Source organism: Maribacter luteocoastalis (assembly GCF_048890225.1).
GTDB classification, from domain to species: Bacteria; Bacteroidota; Bacteroidia; order Flavobacteriales; family Flavobacteriaceae; genus Maribacter; species Maribacter luteocoastalis.
This window is the reverse complement of sequence record NZ_JBMFZG010000003.1, coordinates 306420-319837: the sequence shown is the minus strand read 5'-3', so window position 1 is coordinate 319837 and position 13418 is coordinate 306420. Positions and strand designations below refer to the sequence as shown.

The 13418-nt window shown below is 35.2% G+C and carries 11 protein-coding genes; 7 read left to right on the top strand and 4 right to left on the bottom strand.

Annotation, left to right across the window (positions count from 1 at the left end):
- Window positions 1–66 precede the first annotated feature (66 nt).
- The 3 genes from ACOCEA_RS08675 to ACOCEA_RS08665 all read left to right on the top strand — a co-directional run bounded on the left by ACOCEA_RS08675 (window position 67) and on the right by ACOCEA_RS08665 (window position 3664).
- Window positions 67–2169 carry a tetratricopeptide repeat-containing sensor histidine kinase gene (locus ACOCEA_RS08675; protein WP_420755835.1) on the top strand — a complete coding sequence of 701 codons (2103 nt, stop codon included), beginning with the start codon at window positions 67–69 and terminating at the stop codon, window positions 2167–2169.
- Between the two features lie 25 nt (window positions 2170–2194).
- Window positions 2195–2863, top strand: a complete 669-nt coding sequence (locus tag ACOCEA_RS08670; RefSeq protein ID WP_420755834.1) for a response regulator — start codon at window positions 2195–2197, stop codon at window positions 2861–2863.
- 306 nt (window positions 2864–3169) lie between these two features.
- Window positions 3170–3664, top strand: coding sequence for a hypothetical protein (locus ACOCEA_RS08665; protein ID WP_420755833.1), 495 nt, complete (start codon window positions 3170–3172; stop codon window positions 3662–3664).
- Between the two features lie 6 nt (window positions 3665–3670).
- On the opposite strand, the gene glyA is transcribed toward ACOCEA_RS08665, so the two are convergent.
- Window positions 3671–4960, bottom strand: a complete 1290-nt coding sequence (glyA, locus tag ACOCEA_RS08660) for a serine hydroxymethyltransferase (protein WP_420755832.1) — start codon at window positions 4958–4960, stop codon at window positions 3671–3673.
- A gap of 257 nt (window positions 4961–5217) precedes the next feature.
- On the opposite strand from glyA, the gene ACOCEA_RS08655 reads away from it, so the two are divergent.
- Window positions 5218–6402 carry a hypothetical protein gene (locus tag ACOCEA_RS08655; RefSeq protein ID WP_420755831.1) on the top strand — a complete coding sequence of 395 codons (1185 nt, stop codon included), beginning with the start codon at window positions 5218–5220 and terminating at the stop codon, window positions 6400–6402.
- A 28-nt stretch (window positions 6403–6430) separates the two neighbouring features.
- Here ACOCEA_RS08655 and ytxJ read toward each other — a convergent pair whose 3' ends face one another.
- A complete protein-coding gene (gene ytxJ, locus ACOCEA_RS08650) occupies window positions 6431–6826 on the bottom strand; it encodes a bacillithiol system redox-active protein YtxJ (protein WP_420755830.1) in 396 nt (131 codons plus the stop codon).
- A 148-nt stretch (window positions 6827–6974) separates the two neighbouring features.
- Here ytxJ and clpB point away from each other — a divergent pair, with 148 nt between their 5' ends.
- Both clpB and ACOCEA_RS08640 read left to right on the top strand, forming a co-directional pair.
- Window positions 6975–9575: an ATP-dependent chaperone ClpB gene (clpB, locus tag ACOCEA_RS08645; protein WP_420755829.1), complete on the top strand. Its 2601-nt coding sequence runs from the start codon at window positions 6975–6977 to the stop codon at window positions 9573–9575.
- A 110-nt stretch (window positions 9576–9685) separates the two neighbouring features.
- Window positions 9686–10279, top strand: coding sequence for a TetR/AcrR family transcriptional regulator (locus ACOCEA_RS08640; protein ID WP_420755828.1), 594 nt, complete (start codon window positions 9686–9688; stop codon window positions 10277–10279).
- A 62-nt stretch (window positions 10280–10341) separates the two neighbouring features.
- Here the strand turns inward: ACOCEA_RS08640 and ACOCEA_RS08635 are convergent, their stop codons facing one another.
- Complete coding sequence (locus ACOCEA_RS08635; protein ID WP_420755827.1) at window positions 10342–11994, bottom strand: PorP/SprF family type IX secretion system membrane protein; 1653 nt, start codon at window positions 11992–11994, stop codon at window positions 10342–10344.
- Between the two features lie 85 nt (window positions 11995–12079).
- Between ACOCEA_RS08635 and ACOCEA_RS08630 the strand changes: the two genes are divergently transcribed.
- Window positions 12080–12613 carry a SixA phosphatase family protein gene (locus ACOCEA_RS08630; RefSeq protein WP_420755826.1) on the top strand — a complete coding sequence of 178 codons (534 nt, stop codon included), beginning with the start codon at window positions 12080–12082 and terminating at the stop codon, window positions 12611–12613.
- Here ACOCEA_RS08630 and ACOCEA_RS08625 read toward each other — a convergent pair.
- On the bottom strand, window positions 12591–13340 hold the full coding sequence (locus ACOCEA_RS08625) for a DUF6503 family protein (RefSeq protein WP_420755825.1): 750 nt from the start codon (window positions 13338–13340) through the stop codon (window positions 12591–12593). The genes ACOCEA_RS08630 and ACOCEA_RS08625 overlap by 23 nt on opposite strands.
- Window positions 13341–13418: the final 78 nt, after the last annotated feature.

Here is a 13418-nt window from a genome sequence, read left to right as displayed (position 1 = left end):
TTATCCCATAATATTTAGTGAGCCCTGGGCAAAATTGCCCAGGGCTTTTTTATTATCTTGTAGGCAATGACAGAAAAAATAAATTGGCTTAATTTTTATTTTCTATTCCTTATTTGGAGTAGTTTTTCTTTTGCTCAATCTATCCCTGTAAATTCTACCAATAATTTTAAAGAGCAAGATAGTGTCTCATTCTACATTGATGCCAGTAAAAATGCTTTACTAAATGGCGACGAACAATTGTTGCTATTAAAAAAAGCCATTTCATACGCTAAAAACACAAGCAATGACTCCTTAAAAACAAAGCATTTTTCAAAGCTTTCCTTTATGTTTTTAAGATTTAATGAGGCATCCTTATTTAGAGAAATCAATACAGAAACAATAGTTCTTGCCAAAAAAGTAAAGGATTCCGCAGTCTTGGCTGAGGCCTATTGGGATAGGGCATCTTTTTATAACAGGCAAACTAATTTAGATAGCGCCTATTACAGCTATTCCGAAGCCCAAAAAATTTACGAAAAACAAGGTAATGCTTTTTATTCTGGTAGAATGTTATACAATATGGCCTTGGTACAAAACAAAGTACGGGATTATATTGGTAGTGAAACCACGACTATTCTAGCTATTGAACGTTTAAAACCATTAAACAAATACAAACAGCTCTATCAATGCTATGATAATCTAGCCATACTTTCAATTGCTTTAGGTGAATATGATAGGGCACTACAATATTACGACCAGGCATTTTTCTATATAAATAAAATGAACAATCCTAAAGCATTGGTAACCAGTAATATAAATAATTTGGGAACTGCCTATTTAAGTAAAGGCGATTATAAGCAGGCTATTAAAAATTTCAACGAAGTGCTGGCAACGGATAGTTTACAAATCAAAGACCCTATTCTTTATGCCAAAGCCCTAAATAACTTAGCCTTATCCAAAATTAAATCTAATGATACTTTAGGAACACCGGCATTAATAGAAAAATCAATTACCTTAAAAGATAGTTTAGGTGATACACAAAGCCTGGCTTCCTCTTATTTCACCATGGCAGAGTATCATTTATACAGAAAAGATACCGCTGCTGCCATAAAAAATATAAATATATCATCTAGACTTGCAAGGGAAAGTAGCAATAATGAACGCTTTTTGGAATCCCTTGCACTCTTAACAAAATTAGATAATAAAAATGCATCGCTTTATGCCAATGAGTATATAATGCTTAATGATAGCTTACAAAGTGAGGAACGTAAAATAAGAAACAAATTTGCCCGAATCCGTTTTGAGACAGATGAGTTTATTGCAGAAAACGAAGAGTTAACAGAAGAGAAGGCTGTCTTATCCAAGCAAAAACAAATGTGGACGGGTATTTCCATTGTTTTTTTTATGCTTGGAATATCAGTTTATGTCATAATTAACCAAAGGGCCAAAAACCAGAAGTTACTCTTCCAACAACAGCAACAGGCGAATAACCAAGAAATTTTTAATTTGATGTTGGCCCAGAAACAAAAGGTAGATGAAGTTAAAAGATTGGAACAAAAAAGAATTTCAGAGGAATTACACGATGGTGTTTTAGGAAAAATGCTGGGAGCAAGAATGGTCTTGACGGGCTTAAACAAAAAATCGGACGAACAAGCCATTTTAGAACGTTCCCAGGCTATTATCGCATTAAAAAATGTTGAGCATGAAGTCCGCTCCATATCACATGAGCTTAGTCATAGTGCCTATCAGAAATTAAATAATTTTGTGAATTCTATTGAATCATTATTATCATCAGCTAAATCAAATTCGGATATTAATACCGTTTTCACCTTTAACGAAGACGAGGATTGGGATCATTTAAACGGAGAAATAAAGATCAATATTTATAGAATAATCCAAGAAACTTTACAAAATGCCATAAAACATGCCGAATGCCAAAATTTCTTTCTTAATTTTGAGTGTCATGAAGATACATTGGTAGTGACAACCAGTGATGATGGCAAGGGCTTTGTTTTGGAGAAAGAGCGTAAAGGTATAGGAATACGCAACCTTAGTTCTAGAATTGATAAGTTAAATGGAACTTGGAAGATAGAAACCGAACCTAATAAAGGAACTAAAATTGTAATGACAATACCTTTACAATTCAATTCCAATATAACGGATGATACTAAAGAAAGACTTCAGGGCGTTTAATTAAAATAATCTTGGAAGAGAAATTATGGATACGGTAAGGATTTTAGCAGTAGATGATCACGAGATGACAACTTTAGGCTATAAATATATCTTGGAAGATTCTGAATTCGAAGAATTTACTGTTAAGGTAGAAATAGCTAAAAGTTATGATAAAGGCAAAGAAAAAATAGAATTATCTGCCAGAAGCTTGCCATACGATATTATACTATTGGACATTCAATTGTTTCCATCACAATCAAAAGACCCTAGAACCGGTGTAGATCTTGGACTTTTAGCAAGGGAGCTAGTCCCAAACTCCAAGGTTGTTTTTATGTCTTCCTTCAGTGACAACTATCGGATAAATAATATTTTTAAGACTGTTAACCCCGATGGTTATATGGTTAAGTCAGAAATCGACGAGCTATCCTTAAAAGCAATGGTTGAAACAATTATGCGAAACCCTCCATACTATACCGCTAGTGCTTTAGCTGCCATGCGACGTAGAATGTCTAGTAACATTGTGATAGATGATCAAGACCAGAAAATATTATACCATTTGTCCAGAGGTGTCAATACCAGGGATATTGCTCCATTAATTGCGTCGGCAAACACAACGGTTGAAGCTAGAAAAAGACAGTTAAAGTCGATTTTTGGAGTCAAAAATGGAAATGATTTGGCCTTAATCGAAGAAGCCAAAAAAAGAGGTTTTTTATAATTAATTTTTAAACAAGTTGGCTTTTACTTAACAAAAATCAATTTTAAGAGCTTTTTACCTAAAAAAACCACTATTCCCTCCAAAATTCTATGGTTTTCCTAGTAATTAGGAATTTACTTAAATCCTATCTTTAGATTCATCAACTAAAACAAGGAATTAAGTATGTTTTTGAATTTTAACACAAAGCACCTTACTAATGCTTATTCAGAAATAAGTGGAATTGAAATATTTTTGAAATCACTCGAATTTCATTATTTCTCAGAGATTAAATTACGTAATTGTAGTACTAGTCCATTAACATTTGAAATGGGACTAGACCTGCATTGTCCAATTACCTTGTTAGAATTATTGGCTCAATTCAATAAAGGAATCTGGGGAAGTGATGAAGCCAATACCTCTCCTTTAAAATCAAGTTATACGGAATTAACTTGTCAGAATCATATTGAGATAGATATTGAAGAACTGACCCTTACGCTAAAGGATACCAATATTGTAATTAAAAAAATAAACAATAGAAGTATAGTTCATGAATTAAACCATATTCTAAAACAATTAGGGAAACACTATATCTTCCTTACCATGGGTCTTACAGAAAAACCTTATGAGATTTTCGTCTCCGTTGATGAGGATAGTTTACAAGAGCCAGAACCTTTTGGGGAATCTTCCGAACCTGAAGTATCTAGCTATTATAAATTTTGGGGTGTTTATTTTGAATCCAAAGAAGATGCTATGATCTATGATTTGGAAAACCATAAATATATCCCTGCCGATTTAGATTTTTATATGACCGATGAAGATTAGCTATTTTTAAGCCTTCACCAACAAATCATTAAAAATAGGCCTTGTCTGCATCATTGCATTTACCTTTGATTTTACACCTGCAATTACAGCATCGTCCTCTGGATTGGTAATTACTTGGTCTATAAGACCTACAATGGTTTCCATATCTTCTTCCAATAATCCCCTAGTAGTGATTGCAGCCGTACCAAAACGTATTCCAGAGGTTACAAATGGCGATTTATCATCAAAAGGCACCATGTTCTTGTTAGCAGTTATATCTGCTAAAACCAACGCTTTTTCAGCATCTTTACCGGATATGTTTTTGTTGCGAAGATCAATAAGCATCATATGGTTATCTGTACCGCCAGAAATAATATTATAATCACGGGATACGAATGCATTGGCCATAGCATCTGCATTTTTCTTTACTTGAAGCATATATTGCTTAAACTCATCTGTTAATGCTTCACCAAATGCAATTGCCTTGGCAGCTATAATATGCTCTAATGGGCCACCTTGATTTCCTGGAAACACAGCCAAATCCAACAGAGCGGACATCTTTCTTAACTTACCATTTTTAAGTGTTATTCCAAAAGGATTGTCAAAATCCTTACCCATCAAGATCAAACCTCCACGAGGACCTCTCAAGGTTTTATGGGTTGTCGTGGTTACAATATGGCAATGTGGAATTGGATCACTCAAGATTCCTTTCGCAATCATACCAGCAGGGTGTGATATGTCTGCCAATAACAAGGCATTTACACTATCCGCTATTTCCCTAAACCTTTTAAAGTCAATATCTCTTGAATAAGCAGAGGCACCGGCAATAATTAATTTTGGTTGTTCTTTTGTAGCAATTTCCTGTATTTTATTATAATCCAACATTCCTGTTTTCTCATCAACACCATAAAAAACAGGGTTGTACAACCTACCAGAAAAATTGACCGGTGAACCATGGGTTAAATGCCCACCATGGGATAAATCAAATCCCAAAATAGTATCTCCCGGTTGTAAACAAGCGTGATAAACAGATGCGTTTGCCTGTGACCCAGAATGAGGTTGAACATTGGCATATTCAGCGCCAAAAAGCTCCTTTGCCCTGTCAATTGCCAATTGCTCTATTTGATCTACCACTTCACAACCACCATAATAACGTTTGCCAGGATAACCTTCAGCATATTTGTTGGTTAACACAGAACCAGCAGCCTCCATAACCTGTGGACTTGTGAAATTTTCAGAAGCTATCAACTCAATCCCATTAATCTGGCGTTGCCTCTCCAATTCTATAAGTTCAAAAATGCGATTATCCCTTTTCATTATTTTGTTAATTATGATAAGCTGCAAAAATACAAATAGCTATTGTTTTAAGTGAAAAAAAAGAAGCTTTTGGTCAAATATTTATTAATAATAGTTGATAACTCACAAATTTAAAAGAACCTGTTTTTTAATTTATTGCTGGCAGCAAAACTACTTTTTATCGGTTTTACACTATTCTTCATCCTTAATCGTTATTAGTAAAATGTATTGTGGCACGGCCATTGCCATACCAACCATAAACCAAAAATAATTTAGTCATGAAAAATATTCTACTTTTTAGTGTACTACTAGTCTTATTCTCCTGTAGTGGGGTAAAAAAAACCCAGGAAGCATTAAATACTGGCAATTATCAAGCTGCCATTAACAAAGCGGTAAGCAATATTGCCGAAAATAAAAGTAAAAAAAGTAATCAGCCATATATATTGCTCTTGGAGGAAGGTTTTGAAAAAAATACAGAGCGTGAACTTCAACACATTAAATTTTTGAAAAAGGAAGGGAATGCTGCTAATTACGAAGAAATTTATGATTCGTACAACAGACTAAAAACCATTCAACAACAAATTCGTCCTTTATTGCCTTTGGAGATTTATGATCAAAATAGGGTGGCACAATTTAATTTCAAGAACTACGATTCTGATATTTTGGCTGCAAAAAATGAACTTTCCAATTACCTGTACAACAACGCTTTAACCTTGCTTGAAAATGCTAGCTATAAAATGGATTATAGAACTGCATATCAAGACCTTAAATATTTAGATGACATAAATCCAAATTTTAAGGATGCAAAATTGAAAATGGAAGAAGCCTATCAAAAAGGTTTGGATTATGTGGTTGTTGAAATGAACAATAATACCGATAAAGTAATTCCTCAAAGATTGGAGGATGAGCTCCTTAACCTAAACACATATGGACTCAATAATTTATGGACAGAATATCATACCAATAAACTCCCAAATCTTGAGTATGACTTTTTAATGGAAGTATCTTTTCAAGCTATCAATATTTCACCTGAACAAATCAATGAAAAGCAAATTATTAAAGAAAAACAGATAAAAGATGGTTATAAATATGTTGAGGATAATAATGGTAACATTGTCAAGGACAGCCTAGGTAATGAAATAAAAATAGATAAATTTAAAACGGTAAGATGTGACTTTTATCAATTTACACAATTTAAAAGCGCACAAGTCGCAGGAGTGGTCAACTTCACTGATTTAAGAAAACAACAACAAATAAATCAATATCCATTGGCTAGCGAGTTTGTATTTGAACATGTATATGCAAATTATGACGGCGACAAAAGGGCATTGGACAATGATTTAATATCGTTACTTAACTTGGCAAGGGTTCCTTTCCCTTCCAATGAGCAAATGGTTTATGACGCAGGTGAAGACCTAAAGAACAATCTTAAAAATATTCTTAAAAGACAAAGTTTTAATTAAAATAGAGCTCCGAGAAATCGGAGCTTTTTTATAAATACTCCCCTAAGTTTATTTCGTTGATTCCACCGTGAGATCCATGTGCCACTACATCGCCATTCTTAAGAATCAATAATTGTGGTGATTGGTGAACAACATCAAATTTTTTGGCTATTGCGTTGGATATGTCCCTATTCGCATGTAAATCCAGAAAATAAAAGTCCATTAACCCATTTTCAAGGTTATATCCCGAGTTAAACCTATTTAATACCATTCTACTAATACCGCAAGTGGTAGAATGCTTAAATACAACTTGTGTCCTTTCTTTAGAATTCATTTCAATTTCTTGAAGTTGTTCCATAAATTCCAATGTTTTCCATGGAACACTACTTTTGTCATCTATTTCCCCGACATTTTTATTACCAAACAATCCACTAAAAATCCCCATACTTTCAATTTTAATATTTTAGACATCAATATGACGTAATGTCTTGCTTACCAGGCGGTTTAATGACATTTTGTCGTTAGAACCTAGTTGGTAAGATTATTGTCATTTCATCTGCAAAAGTAGTATTCAAAACTAAAAATTAGAACATATGAACATTAATAATTTCACTATAAAATCGCAAGAGGCCATACAGCAGGCCCAACTCATCGCCCAATCATTGGGACATCAACAAATTGAGAACGAACATCTTTTTAAGGCCATCAATGAAGTAGATGAAAACGTAATTCCCTTTATCATTAAGAAATTGGGGATTAATTATGGTTTAATTCAACAAATCTTAGAAAAGGAATTGAACAGTTATCCCAAAGTTGAGGGTGGTGATATCATGTTTTCTAGGGAAGCCGGTAAAACCTTGAACGAGGCGAGTATCATTGCCAAACAAATGAACGATGAATTTGTTTCAATTGAACATTTATTTTTGGCGGTATTTAAGTCTAAAAGCAAAATTTCCCAAATCCTCAAGGATCAAGGCATTACCGAAAAAAATATCAATGCTGCAATTACGGAATTACGAAAAGGTGGTAATGTTACATCACAAAGTGCCGAAGAAACTTACAACTCGTTGGATAAATATGCCAAAAATCTTAACGACCTGGCCGATAAGGGAAAATTAGACCCCGTTATAGGTAGGGATGAGGAAATTAGGCGTGTTTTACAGATATTATCCAGAAGAACTAAAAATAATCCTATGCTGGTAGGTGAACCAGGTGTAGGTAAAACTGCAATTGCAGAAGGCTTAGCGCATCGTATTGTACAAGGAGATATTCCAGAAAACCTTAAGGACAAAACAATTTACTCCTTAGATATGGGGGCTTTAATTGCCGGTGCAAAATATAAAGGCGAATTTGAGGAACGATTAAAGGCGGTCATTAAAGAGGTTACAAGTGCAGATGGCAACATCATTTTATTTATTGATGAAATCCATACCCTTGTTGGAGCCGGTGGCGGCCAAGGTGCAATGGATGCTGCCAATATTTTAAAACCTGCATTAGCAAGAGGGGAACTAAGGGCCATTGGAGCAACAACCCTTGATGAATATCAGAAATACTTTGAGAAAGATAAAGCGCTGGAACGTCGTTTTCAAAAAATAATAGTTGATCAACCTGATACAGAAAGTGCAATTTCTATATTAAGGGGAATTAAGGAAAAGTATGAAACCCACCACAAGGTTCGTATTAAAGACGAGGCGGTAATTGCTGCAGTGGAACTTTCACAACGATATATTACAAATAGGTTTTTACCAGATAAGGCTATAGACTTAATGGATGAGGCTGCCTCTAAACTGCGTATGGAAATAAATTCCAAGCCAGAGGAACTAGATGTCTTGGACAGAAAAATAATGCAGTTGGAAATTGAGATTGAAGCCATTAAACGAGAGAATGACAAATCTAAATTACAAACGCTAAATTTAGAATTGGCCAATGTAAAAGAAGAAAGAAATGAAATTTACGCAAAATGGGAAAGCGAAAAATCAGTGGTGGACAATATCCAAAAAACAAAGCTCGATATTGAGAATTACAAGGCTGAGGCAGAGCGTGCAGAAAGAAATGGGGATTATGGAAAAGTAGCCGAAATTAGGTATGGCAAAATAAAAGAGGCCCAAGAAAATTTGGTAAAACTCCAAGAAGAACTTTCACAGCAACAAGATGCGGGCACCTTAATAAAGGAAGAGGTGACTAGTGAGGATATTGCAGAAGTAGTCGCAAAATGGACTGGAATACCTGTCACCAAAATGCTACAAAGCGAAAGGGAAAAACTATTGAAGCTAGAAGAAGTGCTTCACCGAAGGGTGGTTGGTCAAGAAGAGGCCATACAAGCAGTTTCCGATGCCATTAGAAGAAGTAGGGCGGGATTACAGGACATGAAAAAACCAATTGGCTCCTTCCTATTCCTGGGTACAACTGGGGTTGGTAAAACAGAACTTGCGAAAACACTGGCCTCTTATTTATTTGATGATGAGAATGCAATGACTAGAATAGATATGAGCGAATATCAAGAAAGACATTCGGTTAGTAGGCTAGTTGGTGCTCCTCCAGGATATGTAGGTTATGATGAAGGCGGACAGCTTACTGAAGCAGTTAGAAGACGCCCCTACTCTGTTGTACTTTTAGATGAGATAGAAAAAGCACATCCAGATACCTTCAATATTTTGTTACAGGTGCTTGATGAAGGCAGGCTAACAGATAATAAAGGCCGCGTGGCAGATTTTAAGAATACGATAATCATCATGACGAGCAACATGGGTAGCCATATTATTCAAGAAAAATTTGAAAATACGAAGGATATCTATAGCGCTTCTGAATCGGCAAGAGTTGAAGTCCTAGGTCTTTTACATAAAACCATTAGGCCGGAATTCTTAAATAGAATTGATGACATTATCATGTTTACACCTTTAAACCAAGAAAATATCCGTGAAATTGTAAAACTACAATTGGAAGGTTTGAAGAAAGTTTTAAACAAACAAAATATTGTTTTAGATGCTACCGAAGAAGCTATAGATTTCTTAGCTGAGAAAGGGTATGACCCGCAATTTGGTGCTAGGCCAGTAAAACGTACAATCCAAAAAGAAGTATTAAACAATATGTCCAAAGCACTATTGAGTGGCGAAATTAAATCGGACAGTGTAGTTCTTCTTGATGCATTTGACAGTGAACTGGTATTCAGAAATCAAAGCGATTTGGTGGTTTAAAACATGAATACTACATTTAACGCCCTTAATAATTATTAAGGGCGTTTTTTTTATAAACAATATATACCATACAGTATAGATTTTTTTATATTCGCATAAAACCGACGTGAATGTCTACCAAAGCCGAACGAACCGCAGCCTTCATCATTGAAACTGTTGCTCCAGTTTTTAACAAACATGGTTATATAGGCACGAGCATGAGTGATCTTACCGAAGCCACGGGATTGACCAAAGGTGCTTTATACGGTAATTTTGAAAACAAAGAGGCCTTGGCTCTTTCCGCTTTTGAATATAATTCAAAAATATTATTGAAGGCCTTAGATGAAGTATTGGAAAGCCCTGGTACAACTTTAGAAAAACTAGGTCGCCTCATGGATTTCTATAAAAAGTATGACATTTTCACCCTTAGCATGGGTGGCTGTCCTATTTTAAATGTTGGAATGGATGCCCAACATAACAACAAACTATTGGCTGCTGCTTCTAAGGAAGCAATTAAGGATATTGAAGGGAAAATTGCTTTGGTTTTAGAAAATGGTATTAATAAGGGTGAGATTAAATTGCCGGTTACGCCGCTTCAGTTTGCTAAGCAATTATTTACCATGATTCAAGGTGCTATTGCCATGGCATCTATCATGAAAGATCGTAAATACCTACTCAACACCATAGCCTACCTAGAATTATTGGTGAAAAAAGAGCTTGTATAAAGCCCTTTAAAGCCACAAAATAACTTCATACCTTTTTTCGGATGTATTGAAACAGGTTTAGGCTATTCCCCAACAACCCTAAATATCCAAGTTTTTTCCGTGTATTTGCCATTAAACCTAGAGTCCCTAGCTGTCCTTGCTTCATTAATGGAATTATATCTGGCCAAATAAACATAATTGTATTTGTTCAAATCCCGGTAAAATGAACCTGGTGAAAGTCCTTTTTTCTTAAGGTCGGCCATAAAGGCTTCAAAATAGCGTTTTGTCCCGAATACATTTGCTATAAGATAGTAACCTGGTTCAAGAGAGCCCTGCTTGGTTACTTCTTCATATTTCTCCCCAGCTTGTGGTGTTACCACTTCCTTCCTTTGTGCCAGACGCTCTAGTTCCGCCTGTTTTTCTGCAGCTTCTTTTTCGGCCAATTTAGCCCCTGCAATAGAATCTTTTTCTTTTTGTAATGCTATGGCCAAAGCATCTTCCCTAGCCTTCTTAACCGCATTTAACGAATCTTGCATTTGCCGCTGTTTACTTTCCTCTGTTTTGGCAAGTGCTTGTTTTTCCCTTTCTATTTTTAATGCCTCTGCCTTACGTTTAGCATCCAATAGCTCTTCCTTTTGTGCTATTTCTGCAAGTTTATTAGCTTCTGTAATGGAATCTTTTTCTCTTTTAAGATTAATTTTGGCCAAACGCACTTCTTCCTTCTCGGCTTCACGTATTGCCAATCGCTCAGCCCTGGTCAATTCAACTTCTTCAATTTTCATTTCCTCCTCTACCTCTGCAATCAACTCTTCTTTAGGCATTTCTTCCTCTGCATCACCAATTGTTCCCAGCTTATAGGACGTAACCAGTTCAAAAGTGGGATCTTGGCCTTTAAGGTCAGAACCAGTGCCAAATTCTACTATAGCTCCAAAAGAAAATCGTTTAAAGAATCTGCCTCCTACACCTCCTGAGATTCCATAAAAACTATTATAACCCAATTGCGTCCAATATTTATTTGTGCTCAACAAAGTATTGAGACCTATTTGTGTATCTAATCCTGGAATAGACTTAAAATAAATGGTTGGTCTTAAAACAGAGGCATTATCCGAACTTAATAGAGAAATTGGAACATCATAACTAGCAGCACCAAAAACTACACGATCTTCTGGGCTAGTATTCCTTTCATTGGTACTAAAATTGTAATCGAAAAGATTTTCTGAGGCAAAACCTATACTAAATCTATCTATCCTAACATTTATGCCGGGTGCCATTTGCAGAACAAAGTCATTGGTAGGCTCTGTTTGAATTAGGTTGGGCTGAAAAAACCTTGTATCTGCCAATTTTTGTTTAAAAGCAAATACATTAAGACCCACCCCTAATGAAGCTTTTGGGCCAAGAACAATATTGTAGGCATAATTAATCGCCCCACCAGTATTTAAAAATGAACCTGTATTATGCTGAAAAAAACCAACACCTACAACCGAAGATTCATTTAACCTTCCCGTGTAGTTCAGGAATAAAGTGGTTGGATCCGCATCAAAGGTCTGCCATTGCCATCTACTCCAAAAAGCTAGGGAAGATGGGTTATTGAGCCCTAATGCATATGCAGGATTTAATAAACTAGAATTATATTCCGTAAGGTTATGCTGTCTAAAATCACTTGGCAAAACTGCCTCTTGCGCCTTCAAACCAAAAACCACAAAACCAATAAGAAGTGCCCCACAAAAATTTTTCATATACAAAAAAACAAAAAATAGTGTTCTAAGCGCACTAATTTCCACTAATTTTAGTTTTAATTATGATTAAACAATCACAATATAAATGAAATCATTAAAGATTTTAGCACTGTGCTTCTTTGCCATTACATGGTCATGTAAAAATGAGACGCCTATTGAAACCGCTCCAGACAGCTCAACATTCTACTTAATTAGACATGCGGAAAAAGATAGAAGCAACCCGGAAGATGCAGATCCCGAATTAAACCAAAAAGGTTTAGGGCGCGCCATGCATTGGGCGGAAATATTGGATGAGGTAGACTTGGATGCCATTTATTCTACAGATTACAACCGTACTTCAATGACAGCCGCACCTACATCAATCAAAAAAAATATAGATGTCCAATATTACGACCCTAGGGCTTTTGAAATAGAACAGTTTAAGGCAGAAAACTTAAACAAAAAGGTACTTGTTGTAGGTCATAGCAACAGCACACCAGATATGGTAAACAAATTAATTGGTGAGGAAAAATACAGTCAAATAGATGACAGTGAAAATGGTATTTTATTTATTGTGCAGCTTACCGGAAATAGTAGTACCGTAAGTAAACTAAAATTTAATTGTAATTGCCCTGATTAACCACTACGTTCCTTAATTCTATTTTAGACAAAAGTTCCAGTTCTTTATTCTGAAAAAGCTTATCCATATCATAGATACTTGCCCCTTTTTCAAGCGGTTTAAAATTGGCGTAGTCTACGAATCGGATTCCATTAACATATCGCTCATTATAAGCTTCCCGAAATCGTTTTCCCCCATCATTTACATGAAACTCATACGCTAAGTAATCGGGTTTAAATGTGCTGGTGTTAAACCAATAAATATACACATCATCAAAATCATCACCACCACCTACTTCTTGAAAGGTGATTTCAATTTTATAATATTCTTGATTTTTGATAATCGTCTTTCCCAAATACTTTTTTTTAACGGCCCGATCATTAAGTCCATAAGGCAAGCGTGAAAAATAGTGGACAGAATTTACCGAGTTTGCATATTTATTTGCGGTGGTATCTGCTAATTGCACCAAGCTATCATTAACAAATCGTTGAAAACCATTAGGTGATATTACGTCTTTAATAATTAAGGAATCCTGCTTAATAATTCTACTTAAAATATGTCTATTACCATCTGATTCTGATGTATATTGAATTTCTCGAAAATCAAAAGTAATTTTGCTTCCCTTATACTTATGTCCTCCGCTTACCTCTATACTTTTATCTATGATTTCTTGAGCAGAAATTTTCGGTTTTGTTTCATTGCAAGAGACAATTAAAACAACACATAACAAGACAAGCAATCTATACATAAAACTTATTTTATCATTATTCGTAATCACATCTAAAACATTACAATTTTAATATGTTAATTTATTCTGAACAAATAC